This window comes from Pseudomonas sp. D1-36 (assembly GCF_051132205.1).
Lineage (GTDB): Bacteria > Pseudomonadota > Gammaproteobacteria > Pseudomonadales > Pseudomonadaceae > Aquipseudomonas.
Genome location: NZ_CP071674.1, coordinates 4738484 through 4764669, shown reverse-complemented (window position 1 = coordinate 4764669; position 26186 = coordinate 4738484). Strand labels below are relative to the sequence as shown.

General features: G+C 60.1%; 24 protein-coding genes, 1 tRNA gene and 1 rRNA gene. 17 read left to right on the top strand and 9 right to left on the bottom strand.

Annotated elements, in window-relative coordinates; translation table 11 throughout:
• Window positions 1-21: 21 nt before the first annotated feature.
• The 4 genes from J3P76_RS21325 to dksA form a co-directional block, all read right to left on the bottom strand.
• The gene (locus J3P76_RS21325) at window positions 22-2976 is read right to left on the bottom strand and encodes a sensor histidine kinase (RefSeq protein WP_434701214.1); all 2955 of its coding nucleotides are present in this window, start codon (window positions 2974-2976) and stop codon (window positions 22-24) included.
• Window positions 2960-3136: a hypothetical protein gene (locus tag J3P76_RS21320; RefSeq protein WP_003176118.1), complete on the bottom strand. Its 177-nt coding sequence runs from the start codon at window positions 3134-3136 to the stop codon at window positions 2960-2962. Before J3P76_RS21320 ends, J3P76_RS21325 begins: the two co-directional genes overlap by 17 nt.
• A 77-nt stretch (window positions 3137-3213) precedes the next feature.
• On the bottom strand, window positions 3214-4095 hold the full coding sequence (gene gluQRS / locus J3P76_RS21315) for a tRNA glutamyl-Q(34) synthetase GluQRS (RefSeq protein WP_434701213.1): 882 nt from the start codon (window positions 4093-4095) through the stop codon (window positions 3214-3216).
• Between the two features lie 142 nt (window positions 4096-4237).
• Entirely contained in the window at window positions 4238-4681 is a 444-nt protein-coding gene (gene dksA, locus J3P76_RS21310) for an RNA polymerase-binding protein DksA (RefSeq protein ID WP_420767603.1), read from the bottom strand.
• 333 nt (window positions 4682-5014) lie between these two features.
• Here dksA and J3P76_RS21305 point away from each other — a divergent pair, with 333 nt between their 5' ends.
• Together J3P76_RS21305 and sfsA are read left to right on the top strand one after the other, a co-directional pair.
• Window positions 5015-6187, top strand: coding sequence for a pyridoxal phosphate-dependent aminotransferase (locus J3P76_RS21305; RefSeq protein WP_434701212.1), 1173 nt, complete (start codon window positions 5015-5017; stop codon window positions 6185-6187).
• Window positions 6187-6945, top strand: coding sequence for a DNA/RNA nuclease SfsA (gene sfsA, locus J3P76_RS21300; RefSeq protein WP_434649999.1), 759 nt, complete (start codon window positions 6187-6189; stop codon window positions 6943-6945). The genes J3P76_RS21305 and sfsA overlap by 1 nt, the downstream gene beginning before the upstream one ends.
• Here the strand turns inward: sfsA and J3P76_RS21295 are convergent.
• Window positions 6901-7218, bottom strand: coding sequence for a Rieske (2Fe-2S) protein (locus tag J3P76_RS21295; protein WP_434609531.1), 318 nt, complete (start codon window positions 7216-7218; stop codon window positions 6901-6903). The genes sfsA and J3P76_RS21295 overlap by 45 nt on opposite strands.
• A 169-nt stretch (window positions 7219-7387) precedes the next feature.
• On the opposite strand from J3P76_RS21295, the gene J3P76_RS21290 reads away from it, so the two are divergent.
• Genes J3P76_RS21290 through J3P76_RS21275 form a run of 4 tightly spaced genes read left to right on the top strand, consistent with a single transcriptional unit; the run spans window position 7388 to window position 10928 of the window.
• A complete protein-coding gene (locus J3P76_RS21290; RefSeq protein ID WP_420767599.1) occupies window positions 7388-8257 on the top strand; it encodes a heme/hemin ABC transporter substrate-binding protein in 870 nt (289 codons plus the stop codon).
• A 50-nt stretch (window positions 8258-8307) separates the two neighbouring features.
• Window positions 8308-9291, top strand: a complete 984-nt coding sequence (locus tag J3P76_RS21285) for a FecCD family ABC transporter permease (protein ID WP_420767662.1) — start codon at window positions 8308-8310, stop codon at window positions 9289-9291.
• Window positions 9291-10058 (top strand): heme ABC transporter ATP-binding protein, encoded by a 768-nt coding sequence (locus tag J3P76_RS21280; protein WP_434701211.1) that lies wholly within the window; start codon window positions 9291-9293, stop codon window positions 10056-10058. Before J3P76_RS21285 ends, J3P76_RS21280 begins: the two co-directional genes overlap by 1 nt.
• Window positions 10059-10079: 21 nt before the next feature.
• On the top strand, window positions 10080-10928 hold the full coding sequence (locus J3P76_RS21275; protein WP_434701210.1) for a ChaN family lipoprotein: 849 nt from the start codon (window positions 10080-10082) through the stop codon (window positions 10926-10928).
• 220 nt (window positions 10929-11148) lie between these two features.
• Here the strand turns inward: J3P76_RS21275 and J3P76_RS21270 are convergent, their stop codons facing one another.
• The 3 genes from J3P76_RS21270 to J3P76_RS21260 form a co-directional block, all read right to left on the bottom strand.
• Window positions 11149-11421, bottom strand: coding sequence for a TfoX/Sxy family protein (locus J3P76_RS21270; protein WP_420767596.1), 273 nt, complete (start codon window positions 11419-11421; stop codon window positions 11149-11151).
• Between the two features lie 210 nt (window positions 11422-11631).
• Complete coding sequence (locus J3P76_RS21265; protein ID WP_420767595.1) at window positions 11632-11973, bottom strand: pentapeptide repeat-containing protein; 342 nt, start codon at window positions 11971-11973, stop codon at window positions 11632-11634.
• 90 nt (window positions 11974-12063) lie between these two features.
• The gene (locus J3P76_RS21260; RefSeq protein WP_434701209.1) at window positions 12064-13620 is read right to left on the bottom strand and encodes an AAA family ATPase; all 1557 of its coding nucleotides are present in this window, start codon (window positions 13618-13620) and stop codon (window positions 12064-12066) included.
• A gap of 116 nt (window positions 13621-13736) precedes the next feature.
• Here J3P76_RS21260 and mrcB point away from each other — a divergent pair, with 116 nt between their 5' ends.
• From mrcB to J3P76_RS21245, 3 genes are read left to right on the top strand one after another with little or no spacing between them, the layout of a single operon-like run.
• On the top strand, window positions 13737-16055 hold the full coding sequence (gene mrcB, locus J3P76_RS21255) for a penicillin-binding protein 1B (protein WP_420767593.1): 2319 nt from the start codon (window positions 13737-13739) through the stop codon (window positions 16053-16055).
• A 16-nt stretch (window positions 16056-16071) separates the two neighbouring features.
• Window positions 16072-16791 carry a tetratricopeptide repeat protein gene (locus J3P76_RS21250; RefSeq protein ID WP_434675385.1) on the top strand — a complete coding sequence of 240 codons (720 nt, stop codon included), beginning with the start codon at window positions 16072-16074 and terminating at the stop codon, window positions 16789-16791.
• Window positions 16791-17120, top strand: coding sequence for a YqcC family protein (locus tag J3P76_RS21245; RefSeq protein WP_434701208.1), 330 nt, complete (start codon window positions 16791-16793; stop codon window positions 17118-17120). The genes J3P76_RS21250 and J3P76_RS21245 overlap by 1 nt, the downstream gene beginning before the upstream one ends.
• A 6-nt stretch (window positions 17121-17126) precedes the next feature.
• On the opposite strand, the gene J3P76_RS21240 is transcribed toward J3P76_RS21245, so the two are convergent.
• Window positions 17127-17549, bottom strand: coding sequence for a DUF4124 domain-containing protein (locus tag J3P76_RS21240; protein ID WP_434675383.1), 423 nt, complete (start codon window positions 17547-17549; stop codon window positions 17127-17129).
• A 400-nt stretch (window positions 17550-17949) separates the two neighbouring features.
• Between J3P76_RS21240 and J3P76_RS21235 the strand changes: the two genes are divergently transcribed.
• The 8 genes from J3P76_RS21235 to J3P76_RS21200 all read left to right on the top strand — a co-directional run bounded on the left by J3P76_RS21235 (window position 17950) and on the right by J3P76_RS21200 (window position 26163).
• Window positions 17950-19674, top strand: coding sequence for an acetolactate synthase 3 large subunit (locus J3P76_RS21235; RefSeq protein ID WP_420767589.1), 1725 nt, complete (start codon window positions 17950-17952; stop codon window positions 19672-19674).
• Between the two features lie 2 nt (window positions 19675-19676).
• Window positions 19677-20168 (top strand): acetolactate synthase small subunit, encoded by a 492-nt coding sequence (gene ilvN / locus J3P76_RS21230; protein WP_003176102.1) that lies wholly within the window; start codon window positions 19677-19679, stop codon window positions 20166-20168.
• Window positions 20169-20213: 45 nt separating this feature from the next.
• A complete protein-coding gene (gene ilvC, locus J3P76_RS21225; protein WP_003228216.1) occupies window positions 20214-21230 on the top strand; it encodes a ketol-acid reductoisomerase in 1017 nt (338 codons plus the stop codon).
• A gap of 145 nt (window positions 21231-21375) precedes the next feature.
• On the top strand, window positions 21376-22221 hold the full coding sequence (pssA, locus tag J3P76_RS21220) for a CDP-diacylglycerol--serine O-phosphatidyltransferase (RefSeq protein WP_420767588.1): 846 nt from the start codon (window positions 21376-21378) through the stop codon (window positions 22219-22221).
• A gap of 74 nt (window positions 22222-22295) precedes the next feature.
• Entirely contained in the window at window positions 22296-23309 is a 1014-nt protein-coding gene (gene msrP / locus J3P76_RS21215) for a protein-methionine-sulfoxide reductase catalytic subunit MsrP (protein ID WP_434562290.1), read from the top strand.
• Window positions 23309-23932, top strand: a complete 624-nt coding sequence (gene msrQ, locus J3P76_RS21210; protein WP_434609548.1) for a protein-methionine-sulfoxide reductase heme-binding subunit MsrQ — start codon at window positions 23309-23311, stop codon at window positions 23930-23932. The genes msrP and msrQ overlap by 1 nt, the downstream gene beginning before the upstream one ends.
• A gap of 550 nt (window positions 23933-24482) precedes the next feature.
• Window positions 24483-26021: ribosomal RNA gene (locus tag J3P76_RS21205) — 16S ribosomal RNA — on the top strand.
• Window positions 26022-26086: 65 nt separating this feature from the next.
• A tRNA-Ile gene (locus J3P76_RS21200) sits at window positions 26087-26163 on the top strand.
• Window positions 26164-26186 lie beyond the last annotated feature (23 nt).

Genomic DNA, 26186 nt, shown 5'->3' with positions numbered 1-26186 from the left:
GATTCGATTCTCTCGACGGTCTCAGTTCACAGCGGACGTCGCTTCGACATGACGCGGCAAGGTCACCCGAATACGGGTGCCGCGTTGGCTCTGAACATCGGCCGGGCTGTCGATGGTGATTTGTCCATAATGCTCTTCAACGATGGAATAGACCAGTGCGAGGCCCAGACCGGTGCCTTCGCCAGGATCCTTGGTGGTGAAGAAGGGTTCGAACAATCGGTCCATGATGTTCTGTGGAATACCGCTGCCTTCGTCTTCGACGATCAGGTCGACGGTATGTTCGAAAGCTTCGCTCTTGACCCGTACCGCGCTGCCGGCCGGTGAGGCGTCGCGCGCGTTGGAGAGCAGATTGATCAGCACCTGGGCGAGCCGTTGGGGGTCGCCGTCGACCCAGTGTTCGGGGTCGCACAGGTTGAAGAACTGGACTTCGAAGTTGCGCCGGTTGAGCGCCAGCAGGCCGATGGCGTCCTGGGCCACTTCGGCCAGGCACACCGGCTCGTCGTTGTGCTGATGACCGCCGGCGTGGGCGAAACTCATCAACGACTGGACGATGCGCGATACGCGCTTGGTCTGTTCGAGAATCTGGCCGCTGATTTCCGTCAGCTCGCCATCGTCCTCGCGCTCTTCGCGCAGGTTCTGCGCCAGGCAGGCGATGCCGGTGATCGGATTGCCGATTTCATGGGCCACCCCGGCGGCCAAGCGACCGATGCTGGCCAGGCGCTCGGAGTGGACCAGCTTGTCTTCGAGCATCTGCGTGTCGGTCAGGTCTTCCACCAGCAGCACCAGGCCGCTGTTGCCCGGCGCCAAAGGCTCGTCGATCGCTGCCTTGTGCAGGTTCAGCCAGCGGGTCTGTCCGTCCAGGGCCAGGTGTTGTTTGTGCAGATGCTCGTCCGGCAGGTCGATGAAGCCTTGCAGCAAGCCTTTCCACGGCTCGCCCAACGTGCTCAGGCGGGAACCGACCACCCGCTGCGCGGCAATCCCGGTCAGTTCTTCCATGGCCTTGTTCCACATGAGGATCTCCTGGTCCTTGGCCAGGGAGCACACGCCCATCGGCAGTTCCTGCAGGGTCTGGCGATGGTAACGGCGCAAGGCATCCAGCTCGGCGGCCAGGCCGGTGAGGCGCGAGTGGTAATCCTCCAGGCGGCTCTCGATGAAGTGGATGTCTTCGGTGACATAGTTCTCGCCGCCGGCCTTGTAGGGCAGGAACGTTTCGACCATGTCCTGGGCCACGCTGGGGCCCATCAGGCCGGACAGGTTGGCTTCGATCCGATCCCGCAACCGACGCAAGGCGTATGGACGGCGTTCGTCGAATGGCAGGTAAAGGTCGCGCAGGGCCTGTTCGACTTCCTTTTGCGCGGCCTTGGCGCCAAGAGGCTTGGCCAGTTGAGTGGCGAATTCCTGGGGCGAGGCAGCGTGCAGTTCACGGCGCTGGGGCCGGCGCACGTTATCCACAGCGCAGGCTTCGGCGGCACTGGCTTCTTCGCTGCTGGCATTGGTGAACAGCGAGATCAGGGTAAACATCAGCACGTTTGCCGCCAGCGAGGCGATGGCTGCCATGTGCCAACTGGTGTCGTCGAGCACGTAGATCATGTTCAACAGCGGAATATAGAAACCCTGCAGGTTGCCCAGCAGCGGCAGCAGCATGGCGACCAGCCAGACCACGATCCCCGCCAGCAGGCCGGCGATAAAGCCGCGGCGGTTGGCGGTCGGCCAATACAACACTGACAGGACGCCGGGCAGGAATTGCAGGGTCGCAACGAACGCGACGATGCCCAGGTTGGCCAGGTCCTGTCCGTCGCCCAGCATCAGATAGAAACCGTAGCCGGCCATGATGATCGCGACGATCAATGCGCGACGGGTCCATTTCAGCCAGCGATAGATGTTTCCCTCGGCTGGAGGCTGGTAGAGCGGCAGTACCAAGTGGTTGAGAGCCATGCCCGACAGTGCCAGGGTGGTCACGATGATCAGGCCACTGGCCGCTGACAGGCCGCCGACATACGCCAGCAGCGCCAAGGCTTCATTGTTGGCGGCGATGCCGATGCCGAGGGTGAAATACTCCGGGTTGGTGCTGGCGCCCAGTTTCAAGCCGGCCCACAGGATCAGCGGCACGGCCAGACTCATCAACAGCAGGAACAGCGGCAAGCCCCAGCTCGCGCTGACCAGCGAGCGCGGGTTGAGGTTCTCGGTGAAGGTCATGTGGTACATGTGCGGCATGACGATCGCCGAGGCGAAGAACACCAGCAGCAGCGTGCGCCACGGGCCTTCCTGGAGCGGCGTATGCAGCGCGGCGAGGGCGGTCTGGTTCTGCAACAGCCAGATCTCGAGCTGCTGCGGGCCATCGAATACGCCATACAAGGCATAGAGGCCGACGCCGCCGATGGCGACCAGCTTGATCACCGATTCGAAGGCGATCGCGAACACCAGGCCTTCATGTTTTTCCCGCGTGGCGATGTGCCGCGAGCCAAAGAAAATCGTGAACAGGATAATCAGGACGCAGAAGCTCAGCGCCACCCGGTGCTGCACCGGTTCGTGGGTCAGAATGCTGATGGAGTCGGCGACCGCCTGCATTTGAAGCGCCAGCAATGGCAGCACGCCGACCAGCATGAAGATGGTGGTCAGCGCACCGGCCCAGGTGCTGCGGAATCGAAAGGCGAACAGGTCGGCCAACGAAGACAATTGATAGGTGCGGGTGATTTTCAGGATCGGATAAAGCAGCACCGGCGCCAGCAGGAAGGCGCCGGACACCCCGAGGTAACTGGACAGGAAGCCATAGCCGTATTGGTACGCAAGGCCGACCGTGCCATAAAACGCCCACGCACTGGCGTAGACGCCCAACGAGAGGGTGTAGGTCAGCGGGTGGCGAATGATTGCCCGGGGGATCATGCCTCGTTCACTGATCCAAGCCACGCCGAACAGCACCGCCAGATAGGCGCCGCTGATCAGGATCATCTGGGTCAGGCTAAAGCTCATCGGCATCTTTTTGGCTCTGCAGGATGAAGGTCACGACGATCAGGATCAGCCAGAGCAGATAGGGCCGATACCAGGCACCCGTGGCATCGATCCACCAATCCATGATGGCTGGGGAGAACAGGTAAATCCCCACTACCAGGAGCAGGACCAAGCGATAGATGTACATCCCGGCCTCTCTTTTTTATGCACGTGCCCGAAAACGTGCGGCGATGGTAACGGATAGGCGGCAGGCTGCAAGGGCCGTCACTGTATTTGCGCTTCGGGCAGGGACAGTGTGCGTGGGATCTTTCCCGCATCCCAGTGGCGAATGCCCCAGGCCAGCAACTCCCGTGGGCTGGCATCGACCAACTCCGATGCCGGTTGCTGGCCCAGTGCGCGCAGCGCTCTCAACAGCAGAGGCGTTGCCTGATCGGCCGTCAAGGGTGGTGAACGATAGGATTTGCCGAGTTTGTGCCCGTCCGGCTGGGTAATCAGTGGCACGTGCAGATAGCGCGGTTGTGGCAACCCAAGCAGTTCTTGCAGGTATAGCTGGCGCGGCGTGGAATCCAGCAGGTCGGCGCCTCGGACTACATCGGTGACACCCTGCCAGGCGTCGTCCAGGACCACTGCCAATTGGTAGGCATACAGCCCGTCGCGGCGACGAATCACAAAGTCGCCGGCCTCGCGGCCCAGGTGCTGGCGGAATACGCCTTGGACCCGATCGACGAAATGGTATTCAAGTTCGGGGACGCGCAGGCGGATGGCGGCGTCTTCGATGTTGTGACCTGCGTTGCGGCACAGTCCCGGATAAATGCCCTGATAGGGTTCCAGTTGCTTGCGCGAACAGGTGCAGGCGTAGGCGAGGCCTTGGTTGAACAAGCGATCGATGACCTGCTGGTAGGCGGCGTGGCGGTCGCTCTGGCGCACCATTTCACCATCCCATTCAAAGCCGTAGCTTTCCAGCGCCTTGAGAATTGCCGCCTGCGCGCCGGGCTCTTCCCGGGGCGGGTCGAGGTCTTCCATGCGCAACAACCAGCGTCCGCCCACGGCCCGGGCGTCGAGGTACGACGCCAGGGCGGCGACCAGCGAGCCGAAATGCAAGTGGCCGCTGGGGGTGGGGGCGAAGCGTCCGGTGTAGTCAGTCATAGAGCGAATTTTACGGGGTCCGGGCAAAAGGAGTGCAAATCTTGATGACGGAGCATAATTCCCACAAGAACTGAGGGCGTGGGAGCCTCGCAAACAAAAAACGGAGCGTATGAACGCTCCGTTTCGATGACAGCCCCGGCGATTATTTGCCGACCTGTTTTTCCTTGATTTCCGCGAGGGTCTTGCAGTCGACGCACATGTCGGCGGTCGGACGTGCCTCCAGTCGCTTGACGCCAATCTCGACGCCGCAGGACTCGCACCAGCCGTATTCTTCGTCTTCGATCAGTTGCAGCGTCTTGTCGATTTTCTTGATCAGCTTGCGTTCACGGTCGCGAGCGCGCAGTTCAAGGCTGAATTCTTCTTCCTGGCTGGCACGGTCGGCCGGGTCGGGGAAGTTAGCAGCGTCGTCCTTCATATGGTCAACCGTGCGGTCGACTTCCTGCATCAAGTCCTGTTTCCACTTGTTCAGGATCTTGGTGAAGTGCGCGCGCATGGGGGCGCCCATGTACTCTTCGCCCTCTTTCGCGACATACGGCTCAAACCCGCTGAGCGACTGATTTTGATTCTGCTTTGCTTGGGTGGGCATGAATGGACCGCCTCTACTCTTGTAATCCACTACGCAGGATTGCTCCATCACCGACACCTGCCGGCCCTGCGGCTGCAAGCGGGCGAACTTACCAGATCAAATCAGCCTGCGCTACTCCCGGTTGTCGAGCCTGGCGCGGCTGGGGCCCGTAAAACATGATCGGGTCCGGTTCGGTGGTGTTGCAAACCTGCTCAATGCTTGATTTTAGTCAAGTCTGGGTTTAACGCTGGAGTCATTTCCAGCTAGCGCTAGGACCGTTTTAGATTTGCGCTCGTTCCCGCACCCGTTCCCGAGTTGGGTAGAATCGGTTCTTTTTTCGTGAAGGACGGCCCAATGGCCCAGCCCTACAGTGCACGCAGCCGTGCCATCGAACCATTCCATGTCATGGCCCTGCTGGCGCGCGCCAACGAACTGCAGGCCGCCGGGAACGATGTCATTCACCTGGAAATCGGCGAGCCGGACTTCACCACCGCCGAGCCGGTCATCCAGGCCGGCCAGGCTGCCCTGGCCGCCGGCAAGACCCGCTACACCGCGGCCCGGGGCATTCCCGAGCTGCGCGAAGCCATCGCCGGTTTCTACGCGCAGCGCTACGGCGTGGAGATCGATCCCCGGCGCGTCCTGGTTACTCCGGGCGGCTCCGGCGCGTTGTTGCTGGCCAGTGCTCTGCTGGTGGACCCTGGTAAACATTGGCTATTGGCCGATCCAGGCTACCCCTGCAACCGTCATTTCCTGCGGCTGATCGAAGGCGCGGCACAATTGGTGCCCGTGGGGCCGGACGTGCGTTATCAGTTGACGCCGGACCTGGTGGATCGCCATTGGGACCAGGACAGCGTCGGTGCCCTGGTGGCTTCCCCGGCCAACCCGACCGGGACGATTCTCAGCCGGGATGAATTGGCGGGATTGTCCAAGGCGATCAAGGCCCACAACGGGCACCTGGTCGTCGACGAGATCTATCACGGCCTGACCTACGGCACCGACGCCGCCAGCGTGCTGGAAGTCGATGACGATGCGTTCGTCCTTAATAGCTTTTCCAAATATTTCGGCATGACCGGCTGGCGGCTGGGCTGGCTGGTGGCGCCTTCGGCGGCCGTCGCTGAGTTGGAAAAGCTCGCGCAAAACCTCTACATCAGTGCGCCAAGCATGGCCCAGTACGCGGCCTTGGCCTGTTTCGAGCCGGCGACCATTGCGATTTTCGAACAACGGCGCGCCGAGTTCGCGCTGCGTCGTGACTTTCTCCTGCCAGCGTTGCGTGAGCTGGGGTTCGGCATCGCAGTGGAGCCCCAAGGGGCGTTCTACCTTTATGCAGATATCAGCGCTTTCGGCGCAGATGCCTTCGCGTTCTGCCAGCACTTCCTGGAAACCGAACACGTGGCGTTCACGCCGGGGCTCGATTTCGGTCGTCATCAGGCCGGTCATCACGTGCGTTTCGCCTACACCCAAAGCCTGCCGCGGCTGCAAGAAGCGGTGGAGCGAATCGAACGCGGACTGCGGAGCTGGCAAGGCTGATGCTCTTTTCCCCTGCCTTGGAAGAAGGACGGTTGATTCGACGTTACAAACGTTTTCTCGCCGATATCGAGACCGTTCATGGCGAACTGTTGACAATTCATTGTCCCAACACCGGCTCGATGCTCAATTGCATGGCCGAGGGCGCGCGCGTCTGGTTCAGTCGCTCCAACGACCCCAAACGCAAGTTGCCGGGCACTTGGGAAATAGGCGAAACCCCTCAGGGGCGCTTGGCCTGTATCAACACCGCGCGGGCCAATGGGTTGATCGAGGAAGCGCTGCGCGCCGGTGTCATCAGTGAGCTGAACGGGTTCATAGGGCTCAAGCGGGAAGTGGCCTATGGCGTCGAGAACAGCCGCATCGATTTTCGGCTCGACTACGCGGATCGCAGCTCGGCCTGGGTCGAGGTGAAAAGCGTCACGCTGGGTTTCGACGGGACGAATGTCGCGGCGTTCCCCGATGCGGTAACCCTGCGTGGCGCCAAGCACCTGCGAGAGCTGGCTTGCCTGGCGCGGGAGGGCGTGCGCGCGGTGCAGTTGTATTGCGTGAACCTGAGCGGCATCGATGCGGTGCGGCCGGCGCACGAAATCGACCCGGTGTACGCCGCGGCGTTGCGCGAGGCCGTGGCCGCCGGGGTGGAAGTGTTGGCATATGGCGCCATGCTGACGCCGGAGCAGATGTGGGTCGATCGTCCGCTGCCGGTGTTGCTTGAGCCACTACAGCTCGACCCAAATGCCTTGATCGTCCTCCCGGCTATCTAGCGCCGCCAGGAATTGCCCCGCGCAAGGGCCGGCGACGCACTCACCGCTTTCGATCAGGAACAGCGCGCCGTGGGTCGCGCACTGGATGAGGCTGGCGCTGGTATCGAGAAACTGGTCGGGTTGCCATTCCAGCGGCACGCCGCGGTGCGGGCAGCGGTTGAGATAGACATACGCCTGGCCTGCGCGCCGCACGGCCAGGAGCTTGCGCCCATCCACGTCGAAACCGCGACTGCCGCTTTCAGGCAGCTCGGCGGTGCTACAAAGAAATTTCATGTGAGTCTCTAGGTGTCATAAGGACGGGCTCGTTGAAGGCTATGTTGTCGAGTGCCATGCTTGACGGTCAAATGAAAACAATTATCAAATGGCGCCTCCTTCGCAGGTGGTGTCGAGGATACTTGTCCAAGCCCGACCCTGTGGAAAACTTCTTCGAGGAAGCTGCCCGATGCGCCTGAATGTCCGCGTTGCTGCGCTCTGTATCGTCTTGCTGGCCTGCCAGGGAGCGTTGGCGGCCGATCTTGCGCAGCGCTGGGTGAGCGCCGGCGGCGCCTTGTCCGAGTGGGTCGGCGCGCTGGGTGGTGAATCGAAACTGGTGGGCGTGGACACGACCAGCCAGCATCCCGAATCGCTGCGAGCGTTGCCCAGTATCGGTTATCAGCGGCAGCTATCGGCGGAGGGCGTGCTGAGCCTGCGTCCGCAGATTCTGGTGGGTACCGAAGAAATGGGGCCGCCTCCGGTTTTGGCGCAGATTCGCAACGCCGGGGTGCAGGTCGAACTGTTCTCTGCGGCGCCAAGCCTGGCGGCGCTCCAGGACAATCTGCGTCACCTGGGTCAGTTGTTGGGAGCCGAGTCCAGGGCTAGAGAATTGTTCGAGGATTATCAACAGAGTCTTTCCCGGCATAGCGTCAGGGTGGATGAAGCCCGGCTCAAGCAAAAGGCGCCTGGTGTATTGCTGTTGGTGGGCAGCGCTGGCGGCAAGCCGCTGGTCGCGGGCAAGGACACCGCCGCTGATTGGCTACTGCAGCAGGCCGGCGGCCACAACCTGGCGACCCACAGCGGTTACAAACCGTTCTCCGTTGAAACCCTGGCCAGCCTGAACCCTGAAGTGCTGGTCTTCGCCGATCGTGCCTTGCGCGGTGAAGAGGCGCGCGCGGCGTTGTTCAAGGAAAATCCGATCCTGTCCTCGACGCGCGCCGCCAGAGACGGGCGCGTCATGGAGCTGGACCCAACGTTGCTGGTGGGCGGACTAAGCCCACGTTTGCCGCAAAGCCTGGTGAAGCTGACCAATGCGTTCTATCCGGCCCAGGTGCCATGACGGCGCTGGTCAAGCCGCGCACGTTGTTTATTGGGCTGGGCCTGCTGTGTCTGCTGGCGACCTGGCTGTCCCTGGCGTTGGGGCCGGTGAGCTTGCCCTTATTCGATACCTTGCGGGCCGCCCTGCGCCTGTTGGGTTTGCCGGTGGCCGCCGATGGCCTGGAGCAGGCCGAGCTGATCCTTGGCCAGATTCGTCTGCCGCGCACGTTGCTGGGACTGATGGTGGGGGGAGTGTTGGCGCTGTCCGGCGTGGCGATGCAAGGATTGTTTCGTAACCCGCTGGCCGACCCGGGGTTGGTGGGCGTGTCCAGTGGCGCGGCGTTGGGTGCCGCGTTTGCCATCGTCGCCGGCTCGGCGCTGGGCGGGGTGCCCGAAGCGTTGGGACCCTACGTGTTGTCGTTGTGTGCGTTTCTCGGCGGGCTTGGAGTCACGGCGCTGGTCTATCGCCTCGGCCGGCGCAACGGCCAGACGCATGTCGCCACCATGCTCTTGGCTGGCATTGCCTTGACCGCGCTCTCCGGTTCCGCGGTCGGCTTGTTCACTTACCTGGCGGACGATGCGACCTTGCGCACCCTGACGTTCTGGAACCTGGGGAGCCTAAACGGTGCCAGCTACGGCCGGTTGTGGCCGTTGTTGCTGGTCAGCGTCGGCGTCGCGATCTGGCTGCCGCGTCGCGCCCGGGCGCTTAACGCCTTGCTGCTCGGCGAATCGGAAGCCGCCCATCTGGGCATCGACGTCGAACGGCTCAAGCGAGAGTTGGTGTTCTGCACCGCCTTGGGCGTCGGGGCTGCCGTCGCGGCGGCGGGCATGATCGGCTTTGTCGGGCTGGTGGTGCCGCACCTGGTACGGTTGATGGCGGGGCCGGACCACCGCGTCCTGTTGCCGGCATCGGTGCTGGCGGGGGCGAGCCTGTTGCTGCTCGCCGATTTGGTCGCGCGTCTGGCGCTGGCCCCGGCTGAGCTGCCGATCGGCATCGTCACGGCCTTCATCGGCGCGCCGTTTTTCCTTTATCTTTTGTTGCGGGGGCGCGCCTGATGTTACGAGCGCAGAACCTGTACATTCGCCGGGGCCACAAAACCGTATTGGCGGATATTGATCTGCAGCTCACTCCGGGCGAAGTGCTGGGTGTGCTGGGTCCCAATGGGGCGGGCAAAAGTACGCTGCTCGCCGGTTTGTGTGGAGAAATGCGTCCGGCACAGGGAGAGGTCTGGCTCGATGATCGGCCACTGGCCCAGTGGGAAGGCAGCGAGCGCGCCCGTCGCCTGGCGGTATTGCCGCAGACCTCGACCTTGGATTTCGCATTCCGTGTTGAAGAAGTCGTCGGCCTCGGGCGGCTGCCCCACCAGAGCGGCCGGATACGTGACGGGCAAATTGTCGAATTGGCGCTGCGGGCTGCGGACGCCGCACATTTGCAAGGTCGCAATTACCTGAGCTTGTCCGGCGGTGAGCGACAGCGGGTCCATCTGGCCCGGGTACTGGCGCAATTGTGGCCGGGCGAGGCGGGACAGATCCTGCTGCTGGACGAACCCACTTCCATGCTCGATCCGCTGCATCAGCACACCATTCTGCAAGCGGTGCGTGAATTTTCCGGTCGTGGCGCGGCGGTGCTGGTGATCCTGCATGACCTGAACCTGGCGGCGCGTTACTGTGATCGCCTGTTGCTGCTGGCGTCCGGCAGGTCGGTGGCCCTGGATTCGCCCCAGCAAGTGCTGCGCCCGGAGCCCCTCAAGGCGGTGTTTGGCCTGGACGTGCTGGTGCAGTCCCATCCGGAGCGCGGCCATCCGTTGATCATTGCCCGCTGAGTCTGGCTGGAGAATACCGATATGCGCTTGATCCTGATGCTGGCATTGGCTGTGTTGACGGCCTGTCAAACTGTCGAGCCCCCTCCGCTTGGTGGACGGATTCGTGATTTGCACACCGGCCAATCGATCACGGCCCAGGCATTGGTCAAGCGTTTGGCGGGTGCCCAGCGAGTCGTGGTTGGAGAGCAACATGACAATCGCGATCACCATGAATTGCAGCGTTGGCTGCTCCAGGCCTTGGCCGAGCGACGGGCCCAAGGCAGCCTGTTACTGGAGATGTTGACGCCCCAGCAACAACCACGGGTCGACGCGGTTCGCCAGTTGTCTGCCTTGCCAAGGGATCTGCCCGGCGCGTTGGACTGGTCGCCAGGTTGGGACTGGAGCCTCTACGGGCCCATGGTCGAGTTCGCCCTGATGCAATCCTATCCCGTGCTGGCGGCCAATCTAGACAGCGCGCAGATCCAACGGATTTATCGTCAAGCGCCTGTGTTGCAGGGCATTCGTTCCAATTCGGATGCTGTGAAGGGCGTGCTGCTGGAGCAGATCCGTGAGTCCCACTGCGGACTCCTGCCAGAGTCGCAAATGCCCGCGATGCTAGCTGTGCAGCAGCAGCGTGACCGGCGCATGGCCGAACGATTGCTTGAGGCTCCCGCGCCGGCGTTGTTGTTCGCGGGCGCCTGGCATGGCCGCAAGGACGTTGGCGTGCCGCTGCATGCGCTGGATCTGGGGGCCCACGATGCGCCGTCGGTGCTGATGTTGGCTGAAGAGGGCAGCAATGTGACACCGGCCATGGCGGATTACGTGTGGTACACCCCGGCAATGCCGCCGCAGGATTACTGCGCGCAAATGCGTTCAGGCGACGCGAAGTGATTCTCCAGGCAAAAAAAGACCCGGCAAAAGCCGGGTCAAATAACCGTGATTAGCCTGATGAGGAGATATCTGAGAGTCCGAACCAAGGGCTTTTCAAATATCGACCAGTCTCGCGACCGGATGTGGTAATCATAGCGATTCTCATTACCAAGTCAAACATTCTTTCCCGATTGCCCGAAGTTTCTTGGCGTGAGCGGGTCGGACGCGAGAAAAAAGGGTTTCAGGCTTTGTGCCGCGCCGAAATGGCATCCAACTGTTTGTTGAGGGCTTCCTTGCGTTCCGGGGGGATATCGTTCCAATGCATGTCCATCAGCGCGCCTTCGATGGCATACAGCAGCACTTTGGAAGCGCGAAACCCGCGAGTGCGTACGGCGCGATAGGCGTCTACTGCGCCGAGCCGGCGCAGATCCGAGGCGCTGTGGATGCCCACGGCGTGCAGCCACTGGGCTGATGTCTTGCCCAGATTCTTCAGGTGTTGCAGTTCATCATTCATCGAGCCTCCTTGCGACGGCCGACTGGTGCAGTGGGCAAGCTTTTCAGGAGTGTAGCGTTCAGCAGGAAAAGCGTGATTCTTTGATCGGAATCGACGCAAAAGCTTCTAATGCATTACGCACGATGGTTGAGGAAACAAGGAAATGCGCATCGTCCAGCGCAGGCAGGGGCGCTGGAGAGTGATGGTGCCGCAACCACGGGTGCCGTCGTTTCAGCGGGTGCGATAGCGCAGGCGAGTGCCGAAATTCATCGACATCAGGATCTCGTCGGCAGATAGCTCGGGTGGAAAGTAGGTGCCGGAGATCTGCGCATGAGCCAGGCTCGCGCCTTCCAGTGACGACTTGCGAAAATCGATGCCGCGCAAATCGGTGGAACGGAAGTAGGCATCCGTGAAATCCACGTCGTCGGCGTTCAGTTCCCGCAGGTCGAGGCCACGAAAATCGCCGCCGCGCATGTCGATAGGACCTTGAGGTCGTTCGGCGTTAAACCCGGCGACGTCATCTTTGCGCAACAAGGCATAAAGCGGGGTATCGAGAAGCTTTGGGTGGCTCATGGCATATCACCTGATGGTTTTATGACGCCAGTATAGTGCCACTATTTGGCGGCCGTGAAGCCGGGCGTCGCTTCACGGCCGAAATAGTTTCTACAGGCCCGGCAAGCGCTGGCGGATCTGCGCCACCACGACATCCAGCGTGCCGCTTTCGTTGGTTTGAACCCGTTTGCTGCAAAGGATTTCTGCCGGCGTCAATGCTTCCCGGCTGGCCTGCTGGGAGGCGATGACGGTCAGGTTGGCATCGGAAGGATCCTTCTGGTCGGCTTGGCGCTGGGCGAGCCGGCTCTCGATCACTGCTTGCGGCGCCTCGCAATCCAGAATCAGGAACGGCGCGCCCGTGCCTTCGGCAATCTTGGCCGCGGCGTCGCGCTGGTCATGCTTGAGGTAGGTGGCATCGATCACCACGGGGAACCCGGCGTGGAGGATCGCATCGGCGACCTCATGCAGCCGGGCGTACGTGGCGCTGCTGGCATCGCTGCTATAGATGCCGGCCTGTGGATCGTTCGGCACTTGCTGTTCACCGAACAGGCGCTTGCGTTCCACGTCCGAGCGCAGGCGAATCGCGCCAAGCGCTTCCACCAGGCGCATCGCTACGTGGCTTTTGCCAACGGCGGACACGCCATGGGTGATGGCCAGGAAGCGCGAAGGAATCGTGCTGTAGCTTTCCGCCAGGTTGGCGTAGTTGCGGTATTGACGCAGGGTCGTGGCGCGCTGCACCGGATCGGCTTCGGCGGGCATGCTGAACAGCGCGACCTTGGCGCGGACCAGGGCACGATAGGCCTTGTAGAAGTTCAGCAATTCCAGGCCATCGTAATCGCCGGTCAGCTCCAGGTATTGGCTGACGAAGCGTCGCGCCAGGGACTTGAGGCCGCGGTCTTCAAGGTCCATCGCCAAGAACCCGGTGTCGGCGTAGACATCGGTGAAACGGAATGGCTCGTTGAATTCGATGCAGTCGAAGATCACCACTTTGCCGTCGATCACCGTGGCGTTGCCCAGATGGATGTCGCCGTGGCATTCGCGAATGAAACCGTCGGCCTTGCGTTGGGTAAACAACGGCTTGAGCCGCTCGAAGCTGGTCTCCGCCCAGGCCTGGAGAGCCTCGAGTTGCAGCAGGTCAGCCTTGTCGTTGAGGAATGGACGGATCTGTTCGAAATTCTGCCGCACCGGCGCCATGACGCTGTCTGGTGTGCCCGCCGCATTGTCGGCAGGCACTTTTGGCGTGGTGAGGTGGAACTGGGCGATCTGCGCGGCCATTTCATCGATGTGCGCGGTGGTCAGTTCGCCATTGGCCTGCAGCGTGCTGAGCAGTTCACTTTGGGGGAACTGGCGCATTTTCAAGGCGTATTCGATAGCCGGGCCGTCGCCGCCCAGTTGTGGCGCTTGGGCACTGCCAGTGATCGGCAAGACTTCCAGGTAAAGGTCCTGGGTCAGGCGTTGGTTCAGGCGCAGTTCTTCGCCGCAGAAATGCTTGCGTGCGTCGAGGCTGGTGAAGTCGAGGAAGCCGAAATTGACCGGTTTCTTGAATTTGTAAGCGTAGGGGCCGGTGAGCAACACCCAGGAGATGTGGGTTTCGATGACCTGGAACCCTTCGATGGGATGCGGGTAGAGGGCTGGGTTTTGCAGGGCAGCGATCAGTGATTGGCTCACGGGCGATCCTTCAGAGACTGGAAAATTCAAGGCGGTCATTATGGCCGCAAGCGGCGCTAACGCAAACCTTGGCGGACTCATGTTGAACCTCGACAAAGTGCGTATAATCCGCCGCCATGACTCGTACCCGATCCCCCCGCACCCCCAAGAAACCACCCGCCAGCCGCCTGCGGCCCTGGTTGGGCTGGGCCCTTAAACTGAGCCTGGTAGGCCTTGTCGTGCTTGCCGGTTTTGCCGTCTACCTCGATGCCATCGTCCAGGAGAAGTTCTCCGGCAAGCGCTGGACCATCCCGGCCAAGGTCTACGCGCGGCCGTTGGAGCTGTTCGTCGGACAAAAGCTGAGCAAGGATGATTTCCTGACTGAGCTCGATGCCTTGGGTTATCGCCGCGAAAGCGTCGCCAATGGTCCCGGGGCGGCGTCGGTGAACGGCAATACCATCGACCTCAACACCCGCGGTTTCCAGTTCTATGAAGGCATGGAGCAGGCGCAACCGGTGCGGGTGCGGTTTTCCGGCGACTATGTAGCCGCGCTGACCGGTGCCAACAATGCCAAGCTGTCCGTGGTGCGTCTTGAGCCGCTGTTGATTGGCGGCCTATACCCCAAGAACCTCGAAGACCGGATCCTGATCAAGATCGACCAGGTGCCACCGTTCCTGCTCGATACGCTGATTGCCGTCGAGGACCGTGATTTCTACCATCACTTCGGCGTCTCGCCCAAGTCGATCGCCCGTGCCGTCTGGGTCAATACTTCTTCGGGGCACATGCGCCAGGGCGGAAGTACCTTGACCCAGCAGTTGGTCAAGAACTTCTACCTGACCAACGAGCGCAGCCTGACCCGCAAGTTGACTGAAGCCATGATGGCGTTGCTGCTGGAGCTGCACTACGACAAGCAGGAGATCCTGGAGGCGTACCTCAACGAGGTCTTCGTCGGGCAAGACGGCCAGCGCGCGGTGCACGGTTTCGGCCTGGCCAGCCAGTTCTTCTTCAGCCAGCCACTGTCCGAACTCAAGCTGCACCAGGTGGCGTTGTTGGTGGGCATGGTCAAGGGGCCGTCTTCCTACAACCCGCGTCGTAATCCGGAGCGTGCGCTTGAGCGCCGCAACCTGGTGCTCGATCTGTTGCAGCAGCAGGGCGTGGCAACGGCGGAACAAGTCGAGGCGGCGAAAAAGATGCCGCTGGGCGTGACCAAGCGTGGCAGCTTGGCGGACAGCTCGTTCCCTGGCTTCATGGACCTGGTCAAGCGTCAACTGCGAGAAGACTACCGCGACGAAGACTTGACCGAAGAAGGCCTGCGGATCTTCACCAGTTTCGACCCGATCCTGCAGATGAAGGCCGAGGCCTCGGTCAATGACACTTTCAAGCGACTGGCGGGGCGCAAGGGTTCCGACGAAGTCGAAGCGGCTATGGTGGTGACCAACCCTGAAACCGGGGAAGTCCAGGCGATGATCGGCAGCCGCCAGGCCAGTTTCGCAGGATTCAACCGGGCGTTGGACGCGGTGCGACCGATCGGCTCGCTGATCAAACCGGCGGTTTATCTCACTGCTTTGGAAAAGCCAAGCCAGTACACGCTCACCAGTTGGCTGTCCGATGAGTCGTTCTCGGTCAAGGGCGCGGACGGGCAGGTCTGGACGCCGCAGAACTATGATCGTCGTCCCCACGGCACGGTGTTCCTGTACCAAGGCCTGGCGCATTCCTACAACCTATCGACGGCCCGCCTCGGGCTGGAAGTCGGCGTGCCGAATGTGCTCAAGACCTTGGCGCGCCTGGGAGTGAACCGCGAATTCCCGGCCTTCCCATCGATGCTGTTGGGCGCCGGTGGCCTGGCTCCGATCGAAGTGGCGGCCATGTACCAGACCCTTGCCAATGGTGGCTTCAACACACCGATGCGCGGGATCCGCAGCGTGTTGACCGCCGATGGCGAGCCGCTCAAGCGTTATCCGTTCCAGATTCAGCAACGCTTCGACCCGGCTTCTATTTATCTGATCCAGAGCGCCATGCAACGAGTCATGCGCGAAGGCACTGGCAGTTCGGTCTATAACGTACTCCCACGGACGTTGACCCTGGCGGGCAAGACCGGTACGAGTAACGATTCGCGCGACAGCTGGTTCGCCGGATTCAGCCAGGACTTGCTGGCGGTTGTCTGGCTTGGCCGTGACGACAATGGCAAGACGCCGTTCACTGGCGCCACCGGTGCGTTGCAGGTCTGGACCAGTTTCATGCGCAAGGCCGATCCGCTGCCTCTGGACATGCCGCAACCCGACAACATCGTCCAGGCCTGGGTCGATTCGCGCACTGGGCAAGGCTCCGATGCCAACTGCCCGGGCGCTGTGCAGATGCCGTATATTCGCGGCAGCGAACCGCCACCCGGTGCAGCCTGTGGTGGTCAGAATCCCGCCGAATCGGTGATGGATTGGGTCAAGGACTGGATGAATTAAGCAAAGAGGGTTTCAAGTGAACAAGTGGTTGATTCCAGCGGTAACCGCCGTGGCTTTGCTCAGTGGCTGTTCCACCGTACAGCGCGGTTCGATTCCGGTCGTCGACTCCGGTACGGCCGTTTCCAATAGCGAGCGAGTCTCGGCCAACGGTGGTTTCCGTCAGACGACGGTCAAACGGCCAGTACAAGGCCAGGCGCAGGCGATTCCCCAAGGGGACACCGGCGTGGTGGTAATGGTGCCGGGAGGTGGCGCCACCACGTCGGCACCGATCAGCAGCACGCCGATCACGCCGGGCCCGATCACGCCTGGACCTATCGAAACCTCGCCGATCAACCAGGGCAGCTACAGCATGCCATCGACGCCGAGCAGTACCCCATCGGCCAGTTCCGGTGGCTTGTCCGCCGATGAGCAACTGGACGGACCGGTATTGGCCCTGTTGACCACGGCGCAACAGCAGCAGGCGGGAGGGGATCTCAACGGCGCTTCCTCGAGCCTCGAGCGAGCCCAGCGTGTTGCGCCGCGTGAGCCGCAGGTTCTTTATCGTCTGGCCCAGGTACGCATGGCCCAGGGCGATGCGCCGCAAGCCGAACAACTGGCTCGTCGCGGCCTGACATTCTCCAGCGGTCGCCCGGCGCTCCAGGCGAGCCTGTGGGAATTGATCGCCCAGGCTCGCGAGAAGCAAGGCGATTCGGCAGGCGCGGCATTGGCCCGCCAGAAAGCCAAGGTTTCGCTCTGATGGATGTTCGGTTTCCCAAGATTGCCGATCAGCTACTGCTGATCGAGCGAGAGCTGCGGGTCCAGGGCTGGTGGAGTGATGTTTCGCCTTCGGCCGAGGCGCTGGCCAGTGTCGAGCCGTTCGCCGTCGACACCCTGGATTTCGAGCAGTGGCTGCAATGGATCTTTCTTCCGCGCATGAAAGCCATCCTGGAAAACGACCTGCCGCTGCCCAACGCCTCGGGTATTCTGGCCATGGCTGAAATGGTCTATGCCCAACGGCCAGGGCAGGGGACCGAGTTGCAGCGACTGCTGGCACAATTCGACCAGCTGATCGCCGACGTCAGCTGACGGTACTCACTGGCAGTTCTCGTCGATCTGCGCACGGGTTTCATCGATGCGCTGGCGCCGCTCTTCGTCGGTAAGCCGGCGCATTTCGCCTTCCACCTCTTCCCGTACCCTAGGGTTGTTCTGCAGCTGCGCCAGGTTTGTCCGTGCCTGTTCGCAAAACGCCTTGAGTTGAGCTTCCTGTTCAGCAACCTGCTGTTTTACCTGCTGATCGATGGTTTTCTGGTCTCCAATGACTCCTCCTGAAGCTGGTGCCGCAGGTTTGGGGGCGGGCGTCGCGGATTTGCCCACGGTGGTCGCTTGGACGCCCTCGGGCGGCTGGGCCCCGAAATGGGTCACGCCTTGGGCATCGACCCACTTGAAGATCTGGCCGGCCATGCTCATCGGGCTCAGGCCCACCAACAGGCTGGCCATCAATAACATCATTCGCATGCTGTTTCCTTGTCCTGGGTTGCGCAATCGAAGCTAACAGAGTAGCCGTTTAAAGGTTTTTTCTTGCGTTCTCATGTGCTTACTTCAATAAAGCACATTGACGACTTGACTTGCAGAGGGCGAAACAGAAGAATCCAAAGTCCGCTGTAGAGGGACTGCCAGAAGCAGACCCACTCGGCAGATCATGAGGCGCACATCCGCGCCGACCTGTTACACCCGCAACGCGTTACCTCGCGCTGGGTGGGAAAGGCCCGCAACACTTGGGACGATCCCAATACTTGCTCAGTCAGTGCTGACGTAGTCGGCGACCACCGTCGCTCATGCTCTGCCGAGAAGTAAACCTATTAAGACCCGTCCCTTTCCCATGGGTCGGTATTCTGGCGTTTTAGAGGTGAACAACGTGGAGCTTTTATCTGGCGGTGAGATGCTCGTCCGCTTCTTGCGTGACGAAGGCGTCAAATATATCTACGGGTACCCCGGTGGTGCTCTTCTTCATGTCTATGATGCCCTGTTCAAAGAACCGGAAGTGACCCACATCCTGGTTCGCCACGAACAAGCGGCCACCCACATGGCTGACGGCTATGCCCGCGCCACCGGCAAGGCCGGCGTGGTTCTGGTGACATCCGGCCCCGGCGCCACGAACGCCATTACCGGTATCGCCACGGCCTATATGGACTCGATTCCAATGGTGATCATCTCCGGCCAGGTGCCCAGCACCATGGTCGGCACCGATGCGTTCCAGGAAACCGACATGATCGGTATCTCCCGGCCGATCGTGAAGCACAGCTTCATGATCAAGCACGCTTCGGAAATCCCGGAGGTCATGAAAAAGGCGTTCTACCTGGCCGAGTCCGGTCGTCCTGGCCCTGTCGTGGTCGACGTACCAAAAGACATGACCAACCCGGCCGAGAAGTTCGAATACATCTATCCGAAGAAAGCCAAGCTGCGCTCCTACAGCCCGGCCGTGCGCGGTCACTCGGGACAAATCCGCAAGGCTGCCGAAATGCTGCTGGCGGCCAAGCGTCCAGTGCTCTATTCCGGCGGTGGCGTGATCCTCGGCGGTGGTTCTGAGCCCCTGACCGAACTGGCCAAGATGCTCAACCTGCCTGTTACGAATACGCTGATGGGGCTCGGCGCCTACCCAGGTACCGACCGCCAGTTCATCGGCATGCTCGGCATGCACGGCAGCTACACCGCCAACCTGGCGATGCACCATGCCGATGTGATCCTGGCCGTGGGCGCGCGCTTCGACGACCGTGTCATCAACGGTCCGGCGAAGTTCTGTCCGAACGCCAAGATCATCCACATCGATATCGATCCGGCGTCCATCTCCAAGACCATCAAGGCAGACGTGCCTATTGTGGGTCCTGTCGAGAGCGTGCTGACCGAGATGGTCGCGATCCTCAAGGAAATTGGCGAGGCTCCTAACAAAGATGCCGTGGCCAGTTGGTGGAAGCAGGTCGATGAATGGCGTGGCGATCGGGGCCTGTTCCCGTACGACAAGGGCGACGGCAGCGTAATCAAGCCGCAGACCGTCATCGAGACGTTGTGCGAAGTGACCAACGGCGACGCCTTCGTGACGTCGGACGTGGGCCAGCACCAGATGTTCGCGGCGCAGTACTACAAGTTCAACAAACCCAACCGCTGGATCAACTCCGGCGGCCTCGGCACCATGGGCTTCGGATTCCCGGCGGCCATGGGCGTCAAGTTGAGCTTCCCGGACAACGATGTTGCCTGTGTGACCGGTGAAGGCAGCATCCAGATGAATATCCAGGAGCTGTCGACCTGCCTGCAATACGGTCTGCCGGTGAAAATCGTCAACCTGAACAACGGTGTACTGGGCATGGTTCGCCAGTGGCAGGACATGAGCTACGGCAGCCGTCACTCGCACTCCTACATGGAGTCGTTGCCGGATTTCGTCAAGCTGGTCGAGGCCTATGGTCACGTCGGCATCCGCATCACTGACCTGAAGGACTTGAAGTCCGGGCTCGAAGAAGCCTTCGCCATGAAGGATCGACTGGTGTTTCTGGACATCCAGGTCGACACCAGCGAGCACGTCTACCCGATGCAGATCAAAGACGGCTCCATGCGCGATATGTGGCTGAGCAAGACGGAGCGTACCTAATCATGCGACACATTATTTCCTTGCTTCTGGAAAACGAACCGGGTGCTCTGTCTCGCGTAGTGGGCCTGTTCTCACAGCGCAACTACAACATCGAAAGCCTGACCGTGGCACCAACGGAGGATCCGACCTTGTCGCGTCTGACGCTGACCACCGTGGGCCACGATGAAGTCATCGAGCAGATCACCAAGAACCTGAACAAGCTGATCGAGGTGGTCAAGCTGGTGGACCTGTCGGAAAGCGCTCACATCGAACGCGAACTGATGTTGGTCAAGGTCAAGGCCACCGGTGCCCAGCGCGCCGAGATCAAACGCACTACCGATATTTATCGTGGGCAGATCGTCGATGTCAGCGCCAGCGTCTATACCGTTCAGTTGACCGGTACCAGCGACAAGCTCGACAGCTTCATTCAATCGATCGGCACTGCCTCGATTCTGGAAACCGTACGCAGTGGCGTCACCGGGATTGCCCGTGGCGACAAAGTACTGAGCATCTAAACCAAATTAGCGAATGGCCGGAACGGCCGGATATAGGGGAAATTCATGAAAGTTTTCTACGATAAAGATTGCGACCTGTCGATCATCCAGGGCAAGAAAGTCGCCATCATCGGCTACGGTTCTCAAGGTCACGCCCAGGCGTGCAACCTGAAAGACTCCGGCGTTGACGTGACCGTGGGCCTGCGCAAAGGCTCGGCCACTGTTGCCAAGGCCGAGGCCCATGGCCTGAAAGTCACCGACGTGGCTTCCGCCGTAGCCGCTGCCGACCTGGTCATGATCCTGACCCCGGACGAGTTCCAATCGTCGCTGTACAAGAACGAAATCGAGCCGAACATCAAGAAAGGCGCCACCCTGGCCTTCTCCCACGGCTTCGCGATCCACTATAACCAGGTTGTGCCACGCGCCGACCTCGACGTGATCATGATCGCGCCGAAGGCACCGGGCCACACCGTACGCTCCGAGTTCGTCAAGGGCGGCGGTATCCCTGACCTGATCGCGATTTACCAGGATGCGTCCGGCAACGCCAAGAACGTGGCCCTGTCCTACGCTGCCGGTGTTGGTGGCGGTCGTACCGGCATCATCGAAACCACCTTCAAGGACGAGACTGAAACCGACCTGTTCGGCGAGCAAGCCGTTCTGTGCGGTGGTACCGTTGAGCTGGTGAAAGCCGGTTTCGAAACCCTGGTTGAAGCAGGCTACGCGCCTGAAATGGCCTACTTCGAATGCCTGCACGAACTGAAGCTGATCGTTGACCTCATGTACGAAGGCGGTATTGCCAACATGAACTACTCGATCTCCAACAACGCCGAGTACGGCGAGTACGTGACCGGTCCGGAAGTCATCAACGCCGAGTCCCGTCAGGCCATGCGCAATGCCCTGAAACGTATTCAGGACGGCGAATACGCCAAGATGTTCATCAGCGAAGGTGCTACTGGCTATCCTTCGATGACCGCCAAGCGTCGTAACAACGCCGCTCATGGTATCGAGATCATCGGCGAGCAACTGCGCTCCATGATGCCGTGGATCGGTGCCAACAAGATCGTCGACAAAGCCAAGAACTGAGTCGCGAGCTTGATCGAAAAAAACGCGGCCCAGGCCGCGTTTTTTCGTTTGGGCGTCGGCTTCTGGTATAAAGCTGCATCGTTTGGGGTCGAACCGTCGCCCCGGGCACCTGTCGAATTTTTCACACCGTTGCAAGGTACTGTCCATGAGCGAACGTCCCGACGAGCCGAACCAGGCTCCTGACGCCGAAAGCCTGTTGCCTATCGACGAGCATGTCGAAGAGGGGCATGACGCGGAAGGCCGTAAGGTCCGGCATCGTGGCATCTATCTGCTGCCGAACCTGTTTACCACCGCGAACCTGTTCGCCGGTTTCTATTCCATCATCAGCTCCATGAGTGCCCAGGCGGCATTAAGTGCGGGTGACAGCGCTGGGGCGAGTCGCTACTTCGCTTTTGCCGCGATTGCGATTTTCGTCGCCATGGTGCTCGATGGCCTGGATGGGCGCGTGGCCCGCATGACCAACACCCAGAGTGCATTCGGTGCCGAATACGATTCTCTGTCCGACATGGTTGCGTTCGGTGTCGCCCCTGCGTTGCTGGCATTCGGCTGGGCGCTGGGTGACATGGGCAAGGTCGGCTGGATGGTTGCTTTCATCTATGTAGCCGGTGCCGCGTTACGTCTGGCGCGTTTCAATACCCAGGTCGGCACTGCGGACAAGCGCTACTTCATTGGTCTCGCCAGTCCTGCGGCTGCAGGGGTCGTGGCGGGGGTGGTCTGGGCGTTCAGCGACTACGGGATCCAGGGCTCGAAGATGTCGTTCCTGGTCGCATTGTTGGTCGCGGCGGCCGGAATGCTGATGGTCAGCAACATCAAGTACAACAGCTTCAAGGAGCTGGACCTTAAGGGCCGTGTGCCGTTCGTGGCCATCCTGGCCGTAGTACTGGTGTTTGCGGTGGTGTTCAGCGATCCGCCACGTATCCTGCTGCTGGTCTTCCTCGCCTATGCCGCTTCCGGTCCGGTGCAATATTTGTTGCGTCTTCGCCGCCGCTAAATGTTGCCTTAATCTAATTTCCCCCATACTCCGCAGTCTATTGGTGCATCTCCCCCCAATGCTGCGGAGTCGTCATGCTGATCAAGATCCCCAAGTCGTCCGATTGTCATGAGTCGGACGTCACGCCCGAATCCCTTTATCTATCCCGTCGCCAGATGCTGGGGGCCGCCGTGGCTGGCGTCGCCATAAGCAGTCTGCCGCGCTGGGCCGGCGCCGCTGATGTGGCGCGTTATCCCAATGTGGAGCCTGGAAACGCGCCGTCCTGGTTTGCCGATAAGCTGCCTGCTACCCAATGGGATGCGGTGACCGCCAAGGGGGAGGCAATCACACCCTTCAAGGATGCAACCCACTACAACAACTTTTATGAGTTCGGCACTGACAAAGGCGATCCGGCAGCCAATGCGGGATCGTTGAAAACCGAGCCCTGGACCGTGGTGGTGGATGGCGAGGTGGGCAAGCCGGGGCGCTATGGACTGGAAGATTTCATGAAGCCTTATCAGCTCGAAGAGCGTATCTACCGTTTGCGCTGCGTCGAGGCTTGGTCAATGGTCATCCCTTGGATTGGTTTCCCCATATCCGCGTTACTCAAGCAAGTCGAGCCGACGTCCAAGGCCAAATACATTCGTTTTGAAACCTTGCAGGACCCCAAGACCATGCCAGGCCAGCGTTCAGGTTTTGCATTGATCGACTGGCCCTACGTGGAAGGTTTGCGGTTGGATGAAGCGATGAACCCGCTGGCCATCCTGGCGGTTGGCATGTACGGAAGGGAGCTGCCTAACCAGAATGGCGCTCCTTTACGGTTGGTGGTGCCGTGGAAGTATGGCTTCAAGAGCGTCAAGTCCATCGTGCGCATCAGCCTGGTGGGTGAGCAGCCCAAGACCACTTGGCAAAGCATAGCCTCCGATGAGTACGGCTTTTATGCGAACGTGAATCCCACCGTCGATCATCCCCGTTGGACCCAGGCGCGAGAGCGTCGTTTGCCAAGCGGTCTGTTGAGCCCCAATGTGCGCGATACCTTGATGTTTAACGGATACCAGGAGGAAGTAGCTTCTTTATATGCAGGGATGGATCTGAGGAAAGACTACTGATGCGTTTCCTGGCATGGCGGATAGGCGTTTTCGTCGCAGCGGCGATATGGCCATTGCTTTGGCTTTACGAAGCGTTGATGAATTCGTTGGGACCGGATCCAGGCAAGGTGCTGGTGGATCGACTCGGGTTGGGAACCCTGGTACTGCTATTGATCACATTGAGCATGACGCCGCTGCAGAAGCTGACCGGCTGGGCTGGGTGGATTGCCGTAAGACGACAGTTGGGGTTGTGGTGCTTTGCTTACGTCGTGTTGCATTTGGGTGGATATGCGGCGTTCATCCTGGGGTTCGATTGGTCGCAGTTAGGCGTCGAGCTGAGCAAACGGCCCTACATCATCGTTGGAGCGCTCGGCTTTCTTGGCCTGCTGGCCTTGGCAGTTACGTCCAATCGTTATAGTCAAAGGCGACTTGGAGCCCGCTGGAAAAAGCTGCATCGGCTGGCCTACCTGATCCTCGGGCTTGGGTTGCTGCATATGTTGTGGATCGTGCGAGCGGATCTCAAGGAGTGGTCGATATATGCCTTTATAGGCGGCGTATTGTTGTTGCTGAGGATTGGGCCGGTTGCGCGGCGGATCCCTCGTTTAATCGGCAAGAAGATCCCGTCGGTAATAAAAACGAAATAAAGGGTTGACGGCAAATTCTGGATGTCTATAATTCGCCCCACTTCCGGCGCAGTCGAAACGGAAAACTCCTTGAGTTTCAACGAGTTAACCAGGTTTCGGTAAGTGCTTCGCTTCAGTTCATCGAGGCGCGGAAGGAGTGGGTAGGCCGGTTTGTTGGGCGCTATCGACGGTTCGATCTTCTCGGTCGAAAGCGGTAAAAAAGAGGTGTTGACAGCAGCGAGTAACGCTGTAGAATTCGCCTCCCGCTAACGAGAGATCGAAAGCGCAAGTGGTTGAAGTTGTTAAGGATTTCCAAGCGAAACTTTGAAAACTTCTTAAAATAACCGCTTGACAGATACACGGGGCGCTGTAGAATGCGCGCCTCGGTTGAGACGAAAGGCTCAACCCACCGCTCTTTAACAACTGAATCAAGCAATTCGTGTGGGTGCTTGTGGAGTCAGACTGCTAGTCAACAGATTATCAGCATCACAAGTTACTCCGCGAGAAATCAAAGATGTAACCAACGATTGCTGAGCCAAGTTTAGGGTTTTCTCAAAACCCAAAGATGTTTGAACTGAAGAGTTTGATCATGGCTCAGATTGAACGCTGGCGGCAGGCCTAACACATGCAAGTCGAGCGGCAGCACGGGTACTTGTACCTGGTGGCGAGCGGCGGACGGGTGAGTAATGCCTAGGAATCTGCCTGGTAGTGGGGGATAACGCTCGGAAACGGACGCTAATACCGCATACGTCCTACGGGAGAAAGCAGGGGACCTTCGGGCCTTGCGCTATCAGATGAGCCTAGGTCGGATTAGCTAGTTGGTGAGGTAATGGCTCACCAAGGCGACGATCCGTAACTGGTCTGAGAGGATGATCAGTCACACTGGAACTGAGACACGGTCCAGACTCCTACGGGAGGCAGCAGTGGGGAATATTGGACAATGGGCGAAAGCCTGATCCAGCCATGCCGCGTGTGTGAAGAAGGTCTTCGGATTGTAAAGCACTTTAAGTTGGGAGGAAGGGCATTAACCTAATACGTTAGTGTTTTGACGTTACCGACAGAATAAGCACCGGCTAACTCTGTGCCAGCAGCCGCGGTAATACAGAGGGTGCAAGCGTTAATCGGAATTACTGGGCGTAAAGCGCGCGTAGGTGGTTCGTTAAGTTGGATGTGAAATCCCCGGGCTCAACCTGGGAACTGCATTCAAAACTGTCGAGCTAGAGTATGGTAGAGGGTGGTGGAATTTCCTGTGTAGCGGTGAAATGCGTAGATATAGGAAGGAACACCAGTGGCGAAGGCGACCACCTGGACTGATACTGACACTGAGGTGCGAAAGCGTGGGGAGCAAACAGGATTAGATACCCTGGTAGTCCACGCCGTAAACGATGTCAACTAGCCGTTGGGAGCCTTGAGCTCTTAGTGGCGCAGCTAACGCATTAAGTTGACCGCCTGGGGAGTACGGCCGCAAGGTTAAAACTCAAATGAATTGACGGGGGCCCGCACAAGCGGTGGAGCATGTGGTTTAATTCGAAGCAACGCGAAGAACCTTACCAGGCCTTGACATCCAATGAACTTTCCAGAGATGGATTGGTGCCTTCGGGAGCATTGAGACAGGTGCTGCATGGCTGTCGTCAGCTCGTGTCGTGAGATGTTGGGTTAAGTCCCGTAACGAGCGCAACCCTTGTCCTTAGTTACCAGCACGTTATGGTGGGCACTCTAAGGAGACTGCCGGTGACAAACCGGAGGAAGGTGGGGATGACGTCAAGTCATCATGGCCCTTACGGCCTGGGCTACACACGTGCTACAATGGTCGGTACAGAGGGTTGCCAAGCCGCGAGGTGGAGCTAATCTCACAAAACCGATCGTAGTCCGGATCGCAGTCTGCAACTCGACTGCGTGAAGTCGGAATCGCTAGTAATCGCGAATCAGAATGTCGCGGTGAATACGTTCCCGGGCCTTGTACACACCGCCCGTCACACCATGGGAGTGGGTTGCACCAGAAGTAGCTAGTCTAACCTTCGGGAGGACGGTTACCACGGTGTGATTCATGACTGGGGTGAAGTCGTAACAAGGTAGCCGTAGGGGAACCTGCGGCTGGATCACCTCCTTAATCGACGACAGCAGCGGCTCCATGAGCTCCCACACGAATTGCTTGATTCATTGAAAAAGACGATTGGGTCTGTAGCTCAGTTGGTTAGAGCGCACCCCTGATAAGGGTGAGGTCGGCAGTTCGAATCTGCCCAGACCCACCAATTTCATGGTGTACCCTGTAGCG